General features: G+C 46.0%; 13 protein-coding genes. 2 read left to right on the top strand and 11 right to left on the bottom strand.

Going from position 1 to position 20974, the window contains the following annotated elements:
- Nucleotides 1–9 precede the first annotated feature (9 nt).
- The 11 genes from M2134_RS07100 to M2134_RS07150 form a co-directional block, all read right to left on the bottom strand.
- Entirely contained in the window at nucleotides 10–3291 is a 3282-nt protein-coding gene (locus tag M2134_RS07100) for a TonB-dependent receptor (RefSeq protein WP_280750587.1), read from the bottom strand.
- 239 nt (nucleotides 3292–3530) lie between these two features.
- Complete coding sequence (locus tag M2134_RS07105; protein ID WP_280750588.1) at nucleotides 3531–4523, bottom strand: FecR family protein; 993 nt, start codon at nucleotides 4521–4523, stop codon at nucleotides 3531–3533.
- A 67-nt stretch (nucleotides 4524–4590) separates the two neighbouring features.
- Nucleotides 4591–5157, bottom strand: coding sequence for an RNA polymerase sigma-70 factor (locus M2134_RS07110; RefSeq protein WP_280750589.1), 567 nt, complete (start codon nucleotides 5155–5157; stop codon nucleotides 4591–4593).
- Between the two features lie 452 nt (nucleotides 5158–5609).
- A complete protein-coding gene (locus M2134_RS07115; protein WP_280750590.1) occupies nucleotides 5610–6005 on the bottom strand; it encodes a HEPN domain-containing protein in 396 nt (131 codons plus the stop codon).
- The gene (locus M2134_RS07120) at nucleotides 6002–6313 is read right to left on the bottom strand and encodes a nucleotidyltransferase domain-containing protein (RefSeq protein ID WP_280750591.1); all 312 of its coding nucleotides are present in this window, start codon (nucleotides 6311–6313) and stop codon (nucleotides 6002–6004) included. The genes M2134_RS07115 and M2134_RS07120 overlap by 4 nt, the downstream gene beginning before the upstream one ends.
- 159 nt (nucleotides 6314–6472) lie before the next feature.
- Nucleotides 6473–7918, bottom strand: coding sequence for a glycosyl hydrolase family 28 protein (locus M2134_RS07125; protein ID WP_280750592.1), 1446 nt, complete (start codon nucleotides 7916–7918; stop codon nucleotides 6473–6475).
- Nucleotides 7919–8000: 82 nt separating this feature from the next.
- Nucleotides 8001–11447 (bottom strand): alpha-L-rhamnosidase, encoded by a 3447-nt coding sequence (locus M2134_RS07130; RefSeq protein ID WP_280750612.1) that lies wholly within the window; start codon nucleotides 11445–11447, stop codon nucleotides 8001–8003.
- A gap of 118 nt (nucleotides 11448–11565) precedes the next feature.
- Nucleotides 11566–13035: a RagB/SusD family nutrient uptake outer membrane protein gene (locus M2134_RS07135; protein WP_280750593.1), complete on the bottom strand. Its 1470-nt coding sequence runs from the start codon at nucleotides 13033–13035 to the stop codon at nucleotides 11566–11568.
- A 19-nt stretch (nucleotides 13036–13054) separates the two neighbouring features.
- Nucleotides 13055–16399 carry a TonB-dependent receptor gene (locus tag M2134_RS07140; RefSeq protein WP_280750594.1) on the bottom strand — a complete coding sequence of 1115 codons (3345 nt, stop codon included), beginning with the start codon at nucleotides 16397–16399 and terminating at the stop codon, nucleotides 13055–13057.
- Nucleotides 16400–16559: 160 nt separating this feature from the next.
- The gene (locus M2134_RS07145; RefSeq protein WP_280750595.1) at nucleotides 16560–17564 is read right to left on the bottom strand and encodes a FecR domain-containing protein; all 1005 of its coding nucleotides are present in this window, start codon (nucleotides 17562–17564) and stop codon (nucleotides 16560–16562) included.
- An 83-nt stretch (nucleotides 17565–17647) separates the two neighbouring features.
- Nucleotides 17648–18211, bottom strand: coding sequence for an RNA polymerase sigma-70 factor (locus tag M2134_RS07150; RefSeq protein WP_280750596.1), 564 nt, complete (start codon nucleotides 18209–18211; stop codon nucleotides 17648–17650).
- A 93-nt stretch (nucleotides 18212–18304) separates the two neighbouring features.
- Between M2134_RS07150 and tgt the strand changes: the two genes are divergently transcribed.
- Together tgt and M2134_RS07160 are read left to right on the top strand one after the other, a co-directional pair.
- A complete protein-coding gene (gene tgt / locus M2134_RS07155) occupies nucleotides 18305–19435 on the top strand; it encodes a tRNA guanosine(34) transglycosylase Tgt (protein ID WP_280750597.1) in 1131 nt (376 codons plus the stop codon).
- A gap of 2 nt (nucleotides 19436–19437) precedes the next feature.
- Nucleotides 19438–20529, top strand: coding sequence for an LptF/LptG family permease (locus M2134_RS07160; RefSeq protein WP_280750598.1), 1092 nt, complete (start codon nucleotides 19438–19440; stop codon nucleotides 20527–20529).
- Nucleotides 20530–20974 lie beyond the last annotated feature (445 nt).

Here is a 20974-nt window from a genome sequence, read left to right on the forward strand (position 1 = left end):
GGTAAAACATTATAATTCAAAGTTTAATCCAATCGTATAGTTCTTCATCGTAGGATAACCGCTTAAGTCTTGGGTCAGTCCTTGATTCGCTTCCGGATCCCAACCTTCCCAATTCGTAAGGGTAAATAAATTTGTGCCACTTATGAATACCTTTGCCCGGTTGATGAAAGTCTTTTTCAACAATGATTTTGGCAAGTGATAAGCAATGGAAAGCTCTTGCAAGCGAATGAAACTGCGTTGTTGATACGGATGGAAATTAGAGCCGAGCGCCTGATTCCATTGATAGGGCTGACGGTACTTAGCACTTGTATTTTCCGGTGTCCAGTAATCAAATTTGAAATAGTTAGTTAATATCCCAACATTAGTACCCAAAGACGACATCGGTGTACCATAATAATACTTGGAGCCACCCTGAACAGCGTTGATAAAAGCACTTAACTCAACATTCTTATAACGCACTTTATTATGCCAGCTAAAGCGATACGAAGGATCGGTATAACCTAAGATTTTACGGTCGGCATCCGCGCTGTACTTTCCGTCTTCATTGATATCCTCTACTTTATATGTCCCGTAAGTAGAGCCCTGTGGAATGATTCCTTTATTGTAATCATCGAGCTGCCACATACCGATAATATTGTAGTCATAAACAACTCCATAGGGATGGTTTATGAAGATCTTTGAAGAAACAAGATCATCTTCGCGTCCGTCACCATCAGTATCCAATCCAAGAATACTGACTACCCGGTTACGATTCAAAGAAAAATTAAAGGTCGATACCCATTCCCAGTCCTTTGTCATAACAGGTATGCCAGTGATGGTAAATTCATGCCCATAATTTTTAATTTTACCGATATTCGTTGCAATGCTGGTGGTGTTAACACCATTCATCACCGGAATATTTATATTGTAAATCAGGTTTTTCGTTTTCGAATTGTAGTATTCGTAACTTCCTGACAAACGTCCTCTAAGTAGGCTAAAATCCAATCCAAGATTGAGTGAAGTGGTCGTTTCCCATTTCAACTCAGAGTTAGACATTTTATTAATGGATTGTTTCAACTCTGGAGAGCCACCTTCACCATAAACATAGCCATTACCATATGACATAGAGGCCATCGTGGCATAACGTCCGGCTGTCCGGTTACCACTGGTACCATACGATGCTCTGATCTTTAGATTATCAATAACATCTTCAAACGTATCTTTGAAAAAGTCTTCTTCACTCAATCGCCAAGCTAAAGATGCGGAAGGGAAAACACCGGTCTTATTATCGGCACCAAACCCGGAGAAACCATCATAACGTATGGTGGCTGTTGCAAGATAGCGAGAATTGAAAATATAGTTCAAACGCCCCATCATATAAAGGCTTGTCTCTTTCCAAGCGTCTGACGAAAGGACGTTTAAGTCACTTTGCCCGGACTCCAGACTATTGTAACCCAACGTTTGATCTGTAAAGTTGTTCGCCGCTGCCGACGTTGAATCATACTGCCGCTTTTCAATACCATAGACAAAGGTAGCATCAACTTCATGCTTCCCGAATCGGTTTTTATAATTGACAATATTGTCTAATGTCCACGATTGGGTGAAGTTATTGTTCTTTTCCGCCTTACCCAATAGACCATTGGTGTATGGGTTGAAGAGATTGTGTTTATAGTAGGTCAGGTTATGTGAATAATTAATACGATAACTCAACCCTTTGACAGGCAGTTTGACCTCGGCGAAAAAGTTGCCACTCAGGTTATAACGTACCTCTTCGTCCGGCATTTCCAGATATAAAAGCGGATTAACAAGACCGCGCCAATAGAGTGTCACGGGATCCCCATTTTCGTCATAAGGCGTCACGAGGGGTGATGTATGCAAGACATCTCTGAAATTCGGATTGTTTCCTGACAAATCGCTAACCGTAAAGAATGATTGTGTACCGACTTTGAGCCAATCAAACACGTTGGCGTCAATATTTGCGCGAAAGTTATAGCGTTTATAGGTGTCGTTTACAATAACATTTTTTTGATCGGTAATCCCAAATGAAAGGAAGTAAGAGACCAGCTCATTTCTTCCACGAAGACTTAGGTTGTGATTCTGTGTATAAGGCACATCTTCTGAAAGCAAATCGAGCCAATTCGTATTCGTTCCATTCGCATAACCATCCATATCCTCTTTGGTCATAAAATCTGCTGTAATTTCATAATCAGGATTGATGTGCAGGTCACTTCCGGTACGGCTTTTATTCATGTGCGAGTCGGTGAGTAATTGTATAAAGCCATCCCTGTCTAATGGTTTCAGATTCTTTATCAAAGTTTGATAAGCAAAAGTTCCATTATACTCAATAACAGGCTTAGACATACTCTGCGCATTTTTGGTCGTGATCAACAATACGCCGTTTGCCGCTTGAGAGCCATAAATAGCAGCACTACTCGCATCTTTCAGTACGTCGATCGATTCAATGTCACTCGGATTAATATCTGAAATATTCCCCCGGTATATGATACCATCTAATACAACCAAAGGGCTGGTAGTTCCGGATATGGAGTTACGTCCGCGTATCGAAGTAGAGGGATCGTCTCCGGCTTTTGTACTTACGCCTACATTGAGGCCCGGCACCACGCCTTTCAACCCTTGAAACGCGTTTACTGTCGATGAGTTTTGCATCACCGACAGGTCGGCACGCATCACGGCTCCTGTCAGGTCACTTTTTCTGGCTGTTCCGTATCCAATGACCACCACCTCATCTAATGCTTGCGAGTCTTCGCTTAGTGTGATGGCAAAAGAGGTTCTTCCCGTTACGGGCACTTCCTGCATCATATAGCCAATATAGGAGATCTGCAAGGTAGCGTTTTCTGCCACCGTAAGGGTAAAATTCCCATCAATGTCTGTCACGACCCCATTCGTCGTTCCCTTTTCCACCACATTAGCTCCGATCACCGGATCTCCCAATTCATCGGTAATCGTTCCAGTAATACTGCGTGTAGATTGTTGCGGAGAAGCAGAAGATACCTCCTCTCCCTTTGGAATCAAAAGAATATTCTTATTCTCAATCGTAAATGTGCAGTTGGTTAACACTCGGTTGAGGATATTTTCTACTGTTTCTTTCCGGGCATGTACATCTACGACCCGATCCAGATCGATCACTTCGTCGTTGTAGAAGAAGGTGAAATCGGTTTTCGATTCGATCTCTTTGAAGAGTTGTTTCAGGGTGGATTGTTTCACATCCAGGTCGATGCGCGTACTCTGTGCGTACGAGGTCGCCGCGGATTGAAACACAAATAAGATTAACATAAAACACGTATGTTTCATAATACGGATGTTTTTTTCTGTTAAGAAAAAGCGTGAATGCTTTCTCTCAATTGATTTATTCATAACTTTGTATGGGTTTTTAATTAATAATGAGCATTACTCTGGGGAGAGGAATGTTTGTTAATTTAAGATCTACGTGATAGGTGAATGTTCGCGCATTCGCCTATCTTTTTTTGTGCTTTTCTCTTTCTACATAGGCAGTCTTGTTTAAAGTGTTAATACTATGGATTGATTCGTTCTCATTTGTTTTTCAAGTGTAATACCTCGCCTTTCCATTCGTAGGCTATCGGCGAGGTCAAAGTCATATAAGAAAGTACCTCTTCCAATGACTCCCGACGGATAGTGAACGACATATGTATGTTACGCGTCAATTCGGGAGAAGCCATGATCTCGATACCGAACCATTTTTCCAAATTGATAATGACATCCGCCAGATTGGTCCGGTCGAATACCAGTTTGGCATGGATCCAGTTGGTGTAATTATCCGTATCGACCTGTTGCCGCTCGATCTGCCCGGATTGTTTGTCATAGATAAGCAATTCGCCGGGATGCAGTGTCTGAGTTTCCGGGAAATACTCGCCGCTCACTTTTACACTTCCATTGACCAGAACGGCTTCTACCTGGTTTTTCTCCGGATAATTGCGCGCCAGGAACCGGGTTCCGGTCACTTCGATATCCATCCCTTCCACTTCTACATAAAAAGGGCGTTTCTTGTCTTTTTTTACTTCAAACAGAGCTTCTCCTTCCAGCTGGACGGTTCGTTTCTCTCCGGTAAAGACTTCAGGATATTTCAATACACTGTTCGCATTAAGCCATACCGTCGAACCGTCAGGCAAGGTGTATTCTCCTTTCCCGTCTGCCCCTGTCAACAGGTGATTGTAAACGATAACCGGTTCTTCCTCCCGGCTACCTAATAGGTATCCGGCATATCCGACGGCCAGTAGGAGCAGGATAGATGCCGCTATGCGCAGGAAAGAGAAACGGGAGAGGGATAGAGGCTGGGAGCTGCCCTTTTGTATTTTTGTTCGCTTTTCAAAGCGATTCCAGGCGGATTCCATTTCCGCATCGTCAATCAGGGCTGCGTTTGCTTGCAACCAAAGGTCGTACGTTTCGCGGAATTGTATTTTGTTTTCCTCTTTTTCATCTAACCATTGAAGAAGATAGTTCTTTTCTTCTTCTGTTGCCGATTTATTCAGGTAGCTATTGATGATATCTTCTATAGGATGTATCATTACAATCTATGTTTCTTTAAGGTAAAACAAGTGATAACATAAACACCCTACCTCCGGCAGGATTTTTTTATAAGAAAAGAGGGAGCAATAAAATAAATCCTGCATCTTTCAGAGAAACACGCAGGAGAGAGAGGGCTTTTGTGATGTGTTTTTCTACTGTTTTCACAGAAATACCCAGCTGTTCGGCGATCTCCCGGTTTTTCAATTCTTCTTTCCGGCTGAGAATAAATACTTTTCGGCATTGTTCCGGTAAAGCATCGATCGCCTGTGTTACCTCTTGCTGTAATTCTTTATAGATCAGGGAGTCTTCCTGGTTGGAACTGTGGGATTGCCAATAGATTTGTTGGATACGCTCTTCGGTGGTTTGTTCAAAGGATTCCTGCTCCGTATAACTTTTACTGTTCAGATAGTTGAGTGTCTTTGTGTAAATAGCACGGAAGAGATAAAATTTAATAGCCTCTTCCATCACCAGTTCATCTCTTTTCTTCCACAAGTCATAATAGACATCCTGCACCAAGTCTTCTGCCACATCTTTGTCACCAGACAAACGATAAGCGTATGCGCGGAGAATTTTGTAGTGCTTTCTGAATAGCTGTTCTACTATATGCGTTGAATATGATTCTTTGTCAGTCATTGAAACCTATTCTGTCTGACAAAAATAGAAAAATAATCGATATAACAAGATTAGTTGAACTTAATCAGGCACAAGATAGGAAAGGAAGTGGGTACGTTTTTTAGGACTGAGAAAAAATCGTACGCATCATGCGCCTCGAAATGTTAAAATGCAAAGTGTAAGCAAAAAGGATATTTTGCTTTACAATATGATACGTTAAAAAGTGTTACCCGCTTGGCTAATTTTAAATACCCCTGCGTTTTTGGAAAGAAAGTCGGGCGGAAATATCAAAATGATAGTTTGAGATTTGGGCAGAAAGAGGTCGTTTAACATTCATTAAGACAAACTGAAGCCTAAAAAAGAGCTTTTCCTCCATGAATCATCTATTCGGCTAAAGATATTCAGCTTATTTCTCCAGGGTTGCCCCAAAAGTCGACTGTTGTATGATTTAAGCAAAGAGGTATGGAGGTTTATTAAACAGAAATTAGATTTACTATACCCGCTATAAATTCATTGGCTTGCGGATAAATCGTCTCAACCGTATTCTTATCAAAAAAAATATATACATCATAATCTCCACTCTGCCTTTTAGCAAAAAGGTTAGAATAATAATTCCCTAATTCTACAGTCAATTTACCCGTGCGTATAAAATGTAACCCCAACATTTGCCTAACACCAGCATGTGTTTGTGCTTCAATACCATTTTTTATTAAAAGAGCGGTGGCAGCATAATAGCAAGCATAGTACATTCTGTTTATAGCAGCATTCCAAAAAGAGTTATCAATGAGTAACTGCGCCTCTTTCATCGTATTATAAGCTTCTTCAATTCTCAGCTTAACGATTTCCTGTCTGTCTTCATCTGTTATCATAACACAACTCCTTCTTTCATCACTCTTTCTTGAAATGGCGTCACCATTCCCTCCCACTGCTTTTTAAGTACCACGATCGGATTTATCAAAATTCCAGTTTCAAATTCCACCCCGAACAATGGATTTACTATTTCCTGTCTCTCACTCTCTGTGATATTATCTCGATCAACAATAACCAACAGATCTATATCACTATCAGGACGTGCATCTCCCCGTGCTTCTGAGCCAAACAGCACCACCTGTATATCCGAGTAATAGCTATTCCTCAGGATTTGCTTTAATCTATCTATTGGTTTTTTTCGCTTCATAAAAGACCTTGTTACCTACACAAAGATACAATTTTAATTGTAAAAACAAACTGTGAATCATCTCATTAAAATCTCAATAAATATTTTGGTGTTTACAAAAAAACAAGGCTACCCCCATAAAATGGAAGCAGCCTCGTCTGATTTTAGAGTTTAGATGTTTTATTTACTAAAGGTGACATTTTTCACGTGTTCACCGACGGAGAAGGGAGCCATATCGGCGGTTTTATACCAACCGGGCTTATCGGGCATGTCGTCGGAAATCAGTTTGCCGTTGATGCGCAGGTTTTCAAAACGGATGTCTTTCACTATCCGCTCGGTGTTGTAGCCCGCCATAATCGACAGATTGGCATTTTCGCCCGTATAGGAGATGTCTTTGAACAAGATATTCTCAATGCCACGGCCGGGCGCTTTGCAATATTTCTCGTTGTAGAAGATGCGCAGGTTCACCAGTTGTCCCTCGCGGAAATTTTCCACCCGGATATTCTCAAACCGCACGTTACGTATCAGGTTCTCATCACCCGCATTGATCGACATACATCCTTGGTAGTCGATCTGCGGTTCGTTGTGGTCGAGGATATCGATATTGATATAATTCAGATTCTCCAGTATCTCCGGATATTCCACATTGCCATGGATACCGATGAAAATCGGATGCGCCACATCGGCCCAGAGGGTCGCGTTTTGCATGGTGATGTTCTTGCATCCTCCGACAAACCCTAAACGGGTGCCGTAGACGGTGGTACAGTCATCGGAGTTACGACAGAAAACACCGTCGAACAAGACGTTGTTGCTGGCAAACACATTCATCCCGTCACCCCACTGATGGGAGCTGATGCTCTTCACATTGCGGATAGTCACGCTGTCGGAGCCACCGGTAGCACATTGCGAGGTCACGATCCCTTCTACCGATATATTCTTTGAATTAGCGATCCGCACACCCATCTTCACCTCCGCCGGATCGACCATGCCCCGACCGAATACCTTCACATCACGGACACCCTCCATAAGCAATCCGCCCTTCAACACAGCACCTCCTGCCAGGTAAACCGTCTTGCCGGAAGGGATATGGAAACGCTCCTGCTCCGGGGTATGGATGCCCGGTCCGAAATAAATCAGGTTCGGATCTTGCGGATCAGGAATATACACCTCTACCGGATTGGCAAACAGATGCAGGTTATGGAATATATCGCCATTTACCTCCACCGAGAGGTTGCGCGGCTGATTCAGTTTGAAGGTAAGGGTATTGCCTTTGACAGTGGGTTCGATCTCATAAGAGAGCGGACGCACCCGAGCGGTTTGTATCTTGCCATGATTGAAGGTCACTGCCACCTCCACTTCGCCGGAAAAGTCAAAGCTGGCAATAGAGGACTTTTCTTCTGTCTTCTTATAGTTTACCATAGCGGCCACTTTGACCATGTAAGAGGGAGCCGCTTGCCATTTCCCTCCCGGTTGACGCACTTTCACCGTAAAGTCGTTGTTCAACGTCGCGCCTTCCGGAGCCGGGTAGGTCACCAATTTGTTCTCCGCCATGACAGAGGAGGCAACGATCAACAGAAGCAGGCATGATAGAATGCTTCGTGAAAAAATAAATACTCTTTTGTTCATATGACTGTTATTTTTAAGGTGTATGTATGTTCATATTATAACGATCGACTTTGTTATTATACGAACAAACCGCCACATACACCTAATCGCATTGCACCCGGTAGCTGCCGGGAGCGAGCCGGAAGATATGTTTACCATCTTTCAAACCAATATAACTTACGCCTTTGACCTTTTTGAACGCCTTCTTTCCACTCTTTATATGCTTTTCGGAAGTGGCACTCAGGGAAAGGGTAGCCGTGGTGTTCGCCGGTACAACAAAAGCATAATGACACGCCTCGCCGACCATCTCCCAGGCACTCTCAACGCGTCCGTACATCGAATCGTAATATCCTTTGGCAAAGGCCATTTCGCCAGTCGGGTCGGGTTCGGGTTTCAACAGGAAGTGTTTGAATCCCGGCTCGTTCTCATCGCGTTCGATTCCTAAGGAATAGTTATACATCCAGGAGGCTACGGCGCCAAAGGAATAGTGATTGAACGAATTCATCGAATTGTTGCCGCCAAAGCCATGGGTATGCGTATAGGAGTTCAGGCGCTCCCAGATGGTGGTTGCTCCCTGTTCTACCGGATAGAGCCAGGAGGGGTACGAGGTTTGTTGCAACAACCGGTAGGCATCGGCCGTATGGCCATTGTCCGACAGGGCTTTCGCTACCCAGGTGGTACCGATAAATCCTGTCATCAATGAGTAGGGCGGACAAATCACCCCGTTATCCGCTTTGTTTTCACGACGCAGGGCTTCTATAAAACGGGCAGTTAATTTGTCCTTCGCTTCGCCCTCTACCAGATCGAAAACAAGGGGAAGGATATAAGAGGTTTGTGTATCGACCCATTCTCCTTTTCGTTCTTCATCGAATGCCGAAAAGATTGTTTTCCCGGTGGCGGGATGGATATAGGTTTCCTTGAAGAAGGCTTTCCGCTCCGCCAATAGGGTGGCAAACCGGGAGGCATCCGCTGTCTTTCCAAGCACCGTGGCTACCCGCTGCATAATATCCAGGTCATAGATAAAGTAGGCTTCCCACAATAACGACTTATCGTCGCGCTTCTCCTCGGGACCTAACCAGTCGCCCAAATCACCCCAGGCGCGGGTTTGCACAATCAGACCGCTCTCCTTATCCATCATTTCATCTTGAAGGAAATGGATATAACGCTTCATGGCATCATAGTGTTCGGCCAATAGATCCTCGTCCTGGTATTGTTGGTAAGCCTCCCAGGCAACCGTAATACCGGCACTTCCCCAAAGCAAACCACCAAAGCCGACATCCATCGGCGCCACATCCGGGAAGCGGCCGTTCTCACGCTGCGAATCGCGCATGGCGAGCATATGGCGGCGCAGGAACTGAGGCACGTCGGCCAGGTAGCTGGCGGCGCGGGCAAAGACAGAGATATCGCCACTCCATCCCATCCGCTCATTGCGCTGCGGACAATCGGTCGGGATAGAGAGGAAGTTTCCATAGGTCGACCAGGTGATGTTTTCCCATAGTTTATTGACCTTCTCGTTGGATGTCTCATACGAAGAGGCCAGGTTGTGAACGGAGCTGATTACCACGCCTTTGACCGCTTCCAGAGGCAACGGGCGGTCGATGCCGGTGATCTCCAGAAAGCGATACCCATGAAAGGTAAAGCGAGGTTGAATCATTTCTTCCCCTCCTTTGGTATAATAGATATCCTGTGCCATCGCCGCACGGATATTCTCGAGCATGATCATACCCTCCTGTTCTTTATATTCCGGCAGGTCAGGATATTTCACCTCGGCAAAACGCAGGTTGATTTGCTGCCCCGCTTTTTGTCCCGAAAGATGAATGCGGGGCACGCCGACCATATTCTGCCCCATATCATACACAAACACACCCGGACGCACCTCTTCCACCGACTGAGCTGTCAGCTCTTTGATGGCTTTCACCGTTTGTCCATATTGCCCGATAAGCTGCATACCCGCATAACGCTCCTCCGGAAAGGCGATCGTGCCCGTAAGCGGAACCGCCACAGCCTTTTTCCAACCGGAAGCATCATACGACGCATGGCTCCATCCTTTTATCTTTTTCTCTTTCGAGGCGTCATAGACCTCCCCTTGGAAGAAGCTGCCATAAACCACAGGGCCGTCGTTGAAACACTGCCAGTTGTCGGGGTTGGAAACGATAATATCCTCTTTCCCATCCGCGTAGGTCACCACCAATTTGGCTAAGAGCGACTGTCGGTCGCCAAAAAAGTTCCAGTTGTCGCCGGTATAGGTAGCTCCGCCACTCCACCAACCTTCGCCCAGGATAGCACCCATCGCGTTTTTTCCTGACTGCATAAGGGCGGTCACATCGAAGGTTTGGTACATATGGGTTTTGTTGTATTGCGTCATCTCGGGATTAAAGAAATCATCGCCTACCCGTTTTCCGTTTATATAAAACTCATAAATGCCACGTGCCGTCACATAGAGGCGCGCCTTTTTCACGGGCTGCCCGGTGGCGAAGGTGGTGCGCAACATGGGCATCGCATTGCGGCTTGGATCGTAGGTCTTGAACGAGCCCTCTTCGCCGCCCGCTACGGTTTCATTTCTCCCTTGGGCAATCACCGCAGAAGGCCGGCGAAAATGACGAATCTCGATATCCGAGAAGGTCGCCGTTTGGTGGGGAGGAACGCAATAGCCGATGTCGCCCACCACCGGGAAAGCGATGTAATCACCCCCTTGATTGATAGGGTTCATTCCCAGGGTGGCAACGATCGTATCGTTGATAGCCACCTGGGTATGCCCCAGATTGGTGCTCAAACGTATCCGCTGTTTTTCGTATTTGTTCTGATCGTGAATAAGCGATAAAGGTATTGGAAAGCTCCTGAATGGCTCCTCCTTTTTATCATCGGGATGATAGCCTTTCCGGTAGATATGTAACAGAGCTTCCGCACCGGCTGACAAAGGTGCGATGTCGATCTCCAACATACAATAAGAAGCATCCGGAGCGTTTTCCAGATGAAAGATATTCATGTTCTTATCCATCAGACGCGCATCGTTAGCTCCATAGACAAAGCCGGCTCTGGTCGATTTCGTTGCTTCGTCTAACTGAAGAGTGTACTCCATCCGGAATACCGGAAGATAATGCGCATAGAGAACCATATCCTCGTCGCCCCCGCCAATCCACTGAGCACCATGCCAGGCGGAGATGTCAGAGTTCATCAAACCGGTTTCAAACCAGGAAGCCACGTCGTGTTGTTTGTTTTTCCGATCCCAGACCGTTAGTTTCCAATCGTAACGCGTAGCCGGTTTTAATGGCATTCCTTCGTAGCGGATATTCAACGAGACATCACTCCCGACCCGCCCGGAATCCCATACGATCTGCCCGGTCTCATCGGTAACGACAATCTGATACCCCTGCTGCTTCATCCCGCTTTCTTCGGAATGCATTTGCCAACTGAAGCGCGGTTTCTCCACATCGATTCCCAGCGGGGTCGTGGTATATTCCGTTTTTAAGTTCCGGATCTGCGTTTCTGCCCCCAAAAGGGTAGCAGCACATAAAAAGAAGAAGAAAGTGAACAGGTTACTATGTTTCATCATGGTATTATTTCATTATTTACTTGTTACTAAATGAGCATTCAGGCAATAAAAATAGTTTAATAGTTCCTCTTTTGGGGTAGAGGAACTATTAAACTTATTTAAACCCGAAACCTTATCAGAAATAAGGGCTTAGAGCGGCCTCCGAAGCAGGCAACGGGAAGAGGGTCTCTATATTCGTATAGGAATTAGGTCCTACGGTGAAGCCTTCTGGGAAATAGTAGGCTTGAGGATTCGCCTTCACCCTTTGTCCATAGGCTTTCATCGTTTCTTCCGCTTTATTGGCGCGCACCAGGTCGAGCCAGCGCTTATTTTCAAAAGCCAATTCTACGCGTCGCTCTTTCAGAATGGCTTCGCGTACTTCGCCCTGACTACCCGAAGTGTAATCAGCCAAACCGGCTCTTTGTCTTACTTTATTCAGGTATTCCAAGGCTTCCGCCGTTTTGTTCTGTTCGTTCAAGGCCTCGGCCATAAACAACAAGACTTCGGCATAGCGATACACCGGCCAGTTGTCATTGGTGTTACCCGTCTGAGCATGCGTATGGCAATACTTCTTGATATAGGGATAAGGCATGCCATGAGCAATCAACATGCCGATCGAAGCATCCTTACGCAGGTCACCGGCTTCATAGGCGTCGATCATATCGGGCGTTGGGATATTATACCCCTCTACCGTGCGGGCTATTTCAGGTATGCCTGTAATGGCAGAGGCCTCTTCGGCACTGATCGGCTGCACCAGGAAGGTATAGAAGAAATGGCTGGCATAACCGTCATTGCCCTCTTTATACTGCACTTCGAAAATAGACTCGGCATGATTCTTATATAACGGATCAAAGACATCCTCGTACTTATCCATCAAGCGATAGCCTGTCACCTCTTTCAGAGCAGATTCTGCCTCCGCCCATTTTTTCTGTGCGATATAGACATTGCCCAACAGAGTCTTGGCTGCGCCTGAAGTCGCGCGTCCCGGTTCCTGCGCTGCCTTATTAGGCAACAATGAGGCGGCCTCTTTCGCGTCTGCGATAATCTGATTGTAGATAGCCTCGGTGGAAGCCAATGGCTGAGCCGTATCATCCAATGTCTTCGCCGGCTTCAGATGCATCGGAACGCTTCCAAAGTATTGCACCAGATCAAAGTAGGCAAGCGCCCGAAGGAAATAGGCTTGCCCTTTGATGTTGTTCTTCACATTCGTGTCGAATTCGATGTTGTCAATCGGATCCAACAGGTAGTTGACACGGGAGATAATCGTATAGTTATTCACATATTTATTATGTATCACCGGATTCGACGCATCACTTAAATAGTCGCAGATAAACTCGGCATCGATCGTTCCGCGGTCGTTGGGGTTATACTTATATGTGGAGTTATCGGCCCGCATCTCTCCCATCACCCAGGCGGCATGCGAACCGTTATAGAAACCACGCAAAGGAGCGTACGCGCCATTGATGGCCTGCTCAAAGTCGCTCTGCGACTTAAAATAAACGGGTGTACTCAAGGATGTCTTTGATGGCAAATCCAGGAATGAGTCATCGCAACTACTCATTAAAACAACCAAACACAGCAGGATTATTTTTTGTATTTTCATCATCTTATATTTTCATTTTTAGTTATTCAAACGTAATATTTAAGCCAATCGTAAATGTTCTCGGAACAGGGTAAGTCGAATAGTCGATCCCCTGCAACAGTGAACTGGGTGTTTCTCCGCTAAAGCCTACTCCTACCTCCGGATTGGCATATTTATATTTGGTAAAGACAAACGGCTGTTGCACGCTGGCATACACGCGAAGATCGCTGATATGCTTAATCAGGTTAGAAGGCAAGGTATAGCCCAACGTGATGTTCTTGATGGTAATGTGACTACCATCTTTGATAAAGCGAGAATGGAACACATCCCGTTCCCGCGACGTGCCACTGGTTGTTTTTCCGTACAAACCGGCTCCCGGATTTTCGGGCGAACGCCATCTGTCTTTCACCTCTTTCATGACGTTAAACGGTCCATCCAGATTCGCCGTGCCCTGCTCAGAAGGGGTAGCGATCTTATTCCCATAGGAACCGGCGGCTATGATGGAAAGATCAAAAGTCTTATACGAGAAAGTGTTTGTCATCCCAAAAGTGAATTTAGGGAAAGGATTCCCTATTTCTGTTTTGTCGCCATCGACATCACCGAAAGTAATCTCTTTATCTCCGTTTACATCGCGGAACTTAATCGTTCCCACCTGCGAATCTACCGCTTTGGGTGAGTTGTCATAATCGGCCTGATTGACATAGACGCCATCTTGAATCAATCCGTAGAATTGGCCGATCCGTCCCCCTACGCGAGAGACCGTAGAGACAAAGCCGGAATAGGCAAACAATTCATCGCTCAAGCCCGACAAGGCCAATACTTTATTATCGCTAAAGGCAATGTTAAAGTTGGTCGTCCATTTGAAGTCGCCCACCAGATTGCGGGAGTTAAGACTGAATTCATGTCCCCAGAACTTTACTTCCCCAACATTCCCCATCAGATTGGAGAAGCCCGACTCACGAGGTACCGACAAAGAATAAAGCAGGTCGGTGGTCACCTTGTTGTAGTAGTCATAGGTGAAGCTGATTCTGTTGTTCAGGAACCCAACATCAACACCCAAGTCCAGCTGACTTGTCTTCTCCCACCCGAGATCATCATTGCCCAGGTTGGTCACCGCCACACCGCTGGCTGCCGTATTGCCAAAAACGACATTGGCAGAACTGCTGACTGTGTTATAATGCGTATAGTTACCAATATTGTTATTTCCAATCATCCCGTAGCTACCACGCAGCTTCAGGAATGACATCCATCTGAAGTCGTCCATAAATCCTTCGTCCGAAACAATCCAACCGGCAGAGGCAGCCGGGAAATTACCCCACTTATTATTGGCTCCAAAACGGGAAGAGCCATCGCGACGGATACTGGCACCCAACAAATACTTTCCTTTATAGCTATAATTCAAACGTGCCAGGTAAGAGATCATGCTCCATTGCTGCACATCCATTGTCGGGTTGTTCTTCACCAACGCGGCATTTATCGTTTGGATTCTATCATCCGGGTAATTCGATCCGCTCATGGACTGATAATCACTCCGAAACTTCTGAGCCGTGTAACCGCCTAAGATGTCAAAATAATGATCGTTAATCTCCTTGGAATAGAAGACGGTATTTTCGGACAACCAGGAATAATACCTGTTGTTGGCTTCGGTAAGATTGGCCATAATAGCACTGGGCGCGGCAGCAAAAGCCCGTCCGGCAGTCGACGGTTGGAACACATGATGGAAGGTTTGTCCCAAATCGACATTAATACTGGTCTTTAATATCAGGTTCCTGATCGGTTCATATTCCAATTGGGCATTAGTCAACAGACGGTTCACCTTGCGTTTGTTGGTGATGTCCTGTATGGAACGAACCCAGTTGGGTGTCTCAAAAGAGGTAATGCCCGGCGTTGTGATAGAGACAGGATAAGAGCCGTCTTCATTTCGATAGGGCAGTATGGGAGGTGTCAACTCGGCATTGGCCAGGAAACCACCGCCACTAAAGAAAGCACCATCGGAAGAGGGGCTGTTCTCATAACTGAAACTGGGCGCCACATTGAAGGCTGCTTTCAGATTCTTGGTGATGTTATAGGTGGTATTGGAACGTATCGACAAACGATTGTAATCTGAATTATGCACAACACCCTCCTGACGGAAATAGCCCAGGATAACAGAGGTATTCAGCTTGTCATTGCCCGAAGTAATGGTGATGCTGTAATCACTGATCATCGCCGTACGCAGCATGGCGTCATACCAATCATAGCCTTTACCGTATTGTTCCGGATTCCGAAAAGCCTCGGGCACCTCGCGCCCTAAGTCTTCATAGTATTCTTTCTTGAATTGCGCCCACTCGGTTCCGTCCATCATCTCCGTTCTTCCCTTCTGCGGCACTTGCTGAATCCCCATATAGGCATTCGCGTTCACCCGGGTTTTTCCTCCTTTGGCCGCTTTCGTGGTAATCAACACCACACCAAAAGCCGCTCTGGATCCATACAAAGAGGTGGCTGCCGCATCTTTCAATACGGTCATGGTCTCGATCTCATTGGGGTTGATATTGTTTATATCTCCCACAATAGGAAAACCGTCTACCACATAGAGCGGAGAAGAATTGGTAGAGATAGAAGCTGAGCCTCGCACACGGATATTCATTCCCTGTCCGGGTATCCCCGTCGTCTGGTTCACCTGTACGCCGGCGATTTGTCCTTGCATCTTCTGAGCAAACTGTGCCACCGGCATATCCGACAATTCCTTGAAGTCAAGCGTTTCCATGGCTCCGGTCACATTTCGTTTGATCTGTGTACCATAGGCAACGACCACGACCTCTTCCAGGCGTTGTAGGTCTTCTTTCAATATAACAGAAATGTTCGATTGATTCAGGATAGAGAGCTCCTGCCCTATGTAACCAATGTAAGAGATACGCAGGGTGGCATTGCCCGGCACGGAGATGGAGAAGTTGCCATCGATATCTGTCACCACACCATTTGTGGTACCTTTTTCCACAATATTGGCACCGATAATCGGCTCACCTCGATGGTCGGTCACGATCCCTGTAACGGTTTTTACAGGCAAATCGCTCGATGGCAACTGCAAAATGAGTGCAATCTGTCGGTTCGTGATACTAAATGTCAGATTGGTCGTCCGAAGCAACTGGGCGATAGCCTCTTCCATAGGCAAATCGTTTGCCGTAAGGCTTACGCGCTGCTGCAGATCGGTCTTGTTTACATCATAGAAGAAGCTATAATTACTCGCCGTCTCTATCTTTTTGATCGCCTCTGACAAGGGAATGTCTGCAAAACGGATGGTGATTTTTCCGGGTGCTTGTGTAGCATGTATGGGTAATGAGAAAAGGAATAAAAGCAGAAATAAAGCAAAATATAATCTTTTATGCGTGAATCTTTTTTTATTATTCATATTTTTGTAGAAATTAAAAGTTAACATGTTGAGTCTCTCCAAAGGTCCAATTTTGAATAAGACTCAGGGTGTTTTCACAACGGAGGTTTCCTCCGGGAAGCTGTCCGGTAGTATTTATCGGGCAGCTTTTTTGTTCTATGGCTCACTATATCATAGGCATTTACTTTTTAACGGGTGACACATTCTTTATAAATACACGTTTATCGTCTTCAAAAGAGTATTGAATCGGATTGATCCGTGACATGATTTGCAAGATGGTTTCCAGCGGCTCGTCGGTGATGGTGAAGGTGTAGACCTGTGAGTCGGCAATAGCAGGATCGAGCTCTATATCGATATTAAACCAACGCTCCAGGTATCGACAGATATAACTCAACGGCTTGGCATCGAAGGTATAGGAGTCGTCTGCCCAGAACGATTCAAAGACAACATCCCCCTCTATCTTAGAGAGCGACCGGGAATGCCGGTCGAAAGCAACCACCTCACCGGGATCCATAACAAATGCCTGCTCGAAAGCAGACACCTCTACCCGCCCCTCGAGCAAGGCAACCCGTATCTCTTCATCTGTCGGATAGGCCTCTACATGAAAGCGGGTACCAAGCACCTCCACGGTTACGTCGCCCGTCGATACAACGAAAGGATGTTTCTCATCTCGCTCAACCTCGAACAAGGCCTGTCCCTCCAAGTCGATCCGACGATTCTTCAGGAAAGCGGTTTCATAGGTCAATGTCGACCCGACATTCAGCCAAACGACACTCCCATCCGGCAGTATCATCTGCGATTTACCATTCAAGGCTTTATAAGTCTGGAGGCTAACAGCCGGCTGGAAATATTTTTTGGTAATAAAATAGGAAGAAGAGATGGCCACAAGTAATAAAACAGAGGCTGCCGCCATAGCGATTCGTATATTGCGCAAAGGTATAGAAAGAGTTCTCCGCTTCTTTTCCATCGCCTCCATACGCATCTCCAATTGTTTCCAATAATAATCGGTATCCGGGTTATAGGCGGCCGATTCTTTTATGATCTCCTCCCATAAAGAGGCGATCTCGTTATACAGTATATGATTGTCAGCCTGAGTGCGCCATATCAGCAACGCTTCTTCCGCCTCCTCATCCGCTTCTTTCTTGAGGTGAGCAATCAATAGATCCCAAGGTATATGTCTTTCCATAATTGTTTGATGCTTTTTAGGTAAGACACAACAAAACAATAGAACCCTACAAATTTTCAGAAAAAAAGAGAATTATTTTTTCACTACCACAGATAATGGTACGAATCGCCCAGGTATTTCTTAATCAGTTTCAAGGCTTTGGTGATCTGGGCTTCCACATACTTCACCGATATATTCAGCTCGCCGGCAATCTCTTTATTCGTTTGGTGATCCATGCGGCTTCGCCGAAAAATATCCCGGCAAAGATCAGGGAGCGTATAGACGGCTTCTTGAATAAGGTGTTCGAGTTCTTTCAGTTCCAGAGAATGATCAATCTCTGTTTTATCGTGCAAAGACCAGTCGGAGACAAACACAAAACGATCATTATCGCGTATATAATTAAACGCTCTATTCCGAGCCGCCCGGAAGAGATAGGCTTTCCAGGATATTTTGATTTCCAGGCTTTCCCGCTTTTCCCATACGGCCGTAAACACATCCAGTGCTATCTCTTCCGCCACCGAATGATCCCCCACATAGATACGCAGGAAGCGACATAAAGCAGCAAAAAAAGAATCAAACAGATACTTAAAAGCCTGCTTGTCGCCTTTCTGTATTAATTTAAGGATAAATACATCATCCATCAATCCTGCCTGAAATGATTCTTTCATAAATGGAATTATATTCTTAACAAAGATAGTACGCAGATATATTATTGCCAAATACCAACGGAAATATTACCTTTGCTGACAATTTACCGCAAGATGACATTTGAAGTAGAACAAAAGGATATTCACTCCCATGCCAGAGCCGGAACGATCACAACAGACCATGGAGTGATCGAGACGCCTATTTTTATGCCCGTAGGAACACAGGGCACAGTGAAGGCGGTGCAAATGCCTGAGCTGACAAGCGATATCGGTGCGCAGATCATCCTGGGAAACACCTATCATCTTTACCTTCGCCCGGGCATCGAGATCTTGGAAAAGGCAGGAGGACTGCATAAGTTCAACAGTTGGAACGGCCCGATCCTGACCGATAGCGGCGGGTTCCAGGTTTTTTCCCTCTCGGAAAACCGCAAGCTCAAAGAGGAAGGGGCTGAATTCCGTTCACATATCGATGGATCCAAACACCTGTTCACACCCGAGAACGTGATGGATATCCAGCGGGCTATCGGAGCCGATATCATCATGGCGTTCGACGAATGTACGCCGGGAGATGCCGAGTATGCCTATGCCAAGCAATCACTGGAACTGACAGAGCGCTGGCTGGATCGTTGTTTCAAGCGTTTCAACGAGACAGAACCGAAATACGGATACAAACAAACCCTTTTCCCTATCGTACAAGGCTGTGTATACCCCGACCTTAGGCGGAGAGCAGCGGAGAATGTGGCCTCGAAAGGCGCGGATGGCAACGCGATCGGTGGCCTGGCAGTGGGCGAACCGACGGAAAAGATGTATGAAATGATTGAAGTGGTGAACGAGATATTGCCGGAAGACAAACCGCGCTACCTGATGGGCGTTGGCACACCGGTGAACCTGTTGGAGGCCATCGAGCGGGGCGTTGATATGTTCGACTGCATCATGCCGACACGCAACGGACGCAACGGGCAACTGTTCACACAATATGGTACCATCAACATACGGAACAAAAAATGGGAAGACGACTTCTCGCCCATCGATCCGGATGCCCATTCCTATGTTGACACCCTGTATAGTAAAGCCTACCTGCACCACCTGATTAAGGTGGAAGAGCTATTAGGCCTTCAGATTGCTTCGTTACACAACCTGGCCTTCTATCTATGGCTGGTCAAAGAGGCGCGCCGGCACATTATCGCCGGGGATTTTGTTGCATGGAAACGCGACATGGTTGTTCAACTTTCAAACCGCCTGTAAGCATGAAACTCACCTTGGGACTCAAACGGATCGATTGGTATATTATCAAACAATTTCTGGGCACATACCTTTTCGCGATTGCCCTGATTATCTCTATTTCGGTGGTATTCGACATCAACGAAAAGATCGATAAGTTCCTGAATCCGGAAGTGCCGTTGCGGGCGATTGTGTTTGATTACTACATGAACTTCATTCCCTACTTCGCGAATCTGTTCAGCCCGCTGTTTACCTTTATTGCCGTTATCTTTTTCACCTCCAAACTGGCCGACAAGTCGGAAATCATTGCCATGCTGGCGAGTGGGGTGAGCTTTAAGCGATTGATGCTGCCCTATATGATCTCGGCGGCAGTGATTGCCATAGCGACCTTTATCCTGAATGCCTTTATTATCCCTCCGGCCAATATCACACGTATTGAGTTTCAAAACAACTACATAAAGAACAAAAGGGTGGAATATGCCCGGGATATTCAGTTGGAGGTAGAGCCGGGGGTGATTGCCTATTTCGGCAGCTACGAAACGAAATCACGCATGGGGTATCGTTTTTCCCTGGAGCATTTTGAAGACAAACAATTGGTGTCTCGCCTAACAGCGAATTCTATCAAGTATGACACCCTGTACCAGTGGACGGTAATGGATTATATGATCCGCGATTTCGACGGCATGCGTGAGACCATCACCGAAGGCTCGCGAATAGACTCCATCATTCCGATTATCCCTTCCGACTTTATGATTGCAGTCAACGATAACGAAACGATGACCACCCCGCAGCTCTATACCTATATCAAACGGCAGAAGCAGCGAGGGATCGGCAATATCCAGCAGTTTGAAATAGAATACCACAAACGATATGCCGGTATCATGGCGGCCTTTATCCTGACCACCATTGGAGTCTCACTCTCTTCCCGCAAAGTAAAAGGGGGCATGGGGCTGAATATCGGGATCGGGATCGGCTTGAGCTTCACCTATATCCTCTTTACGACCGTCACCTCCACCTTCGCTATCAATGGCTATGTAAGCCCCATGGTAGCCGCCTGGATCCCGAATATCATCTATACGGTCATTGCGGTGTTCCTTTATACGAAGGCACCGAGATAGTGGGGAATGAGGAATGAGGAATGAGGAATGACATGTCAACTTATTCTTAAGTTACAATAGCTTAGATACTGTAAGCAGAAAAGCCCGAAAGGGCTTTCACATGGATAACCCCGGGTGCCAACCCGGGGTGGATTGTCCATCCCCACACAACGCAACCCCGAAGCGGGTTGAACCCACTTCGGGGTTCAGAAAGAGAGAGGATAGATTCGCTACCCCGGGTTGGCACCCGGGGTTATCCATAATTTCACCCCTGCCGGGGTGGTGAAAAATGAAGGCAGAAAGTAATAAAGATTGAAAACACAAACATGAATACAAAAAAAAAGAGTTGCCTGGGGTCAGGCAACTCTTTTTCCTGACTTCGTCAACGATTCACCCAGAAATTTTCATCAAATAGTTTTGCGATGCGTTGATGTCTCTTCATGATCATCGTCTTAGTTATGCTGCA

The organism is Parabacteroides sp. PM6-13, from assembly GCF_029892605.1.
GTDB lineage: Bacteria > Bacteroidota > Bacteroidia > Bacteroidales > Tannerellaceae > QVMG01.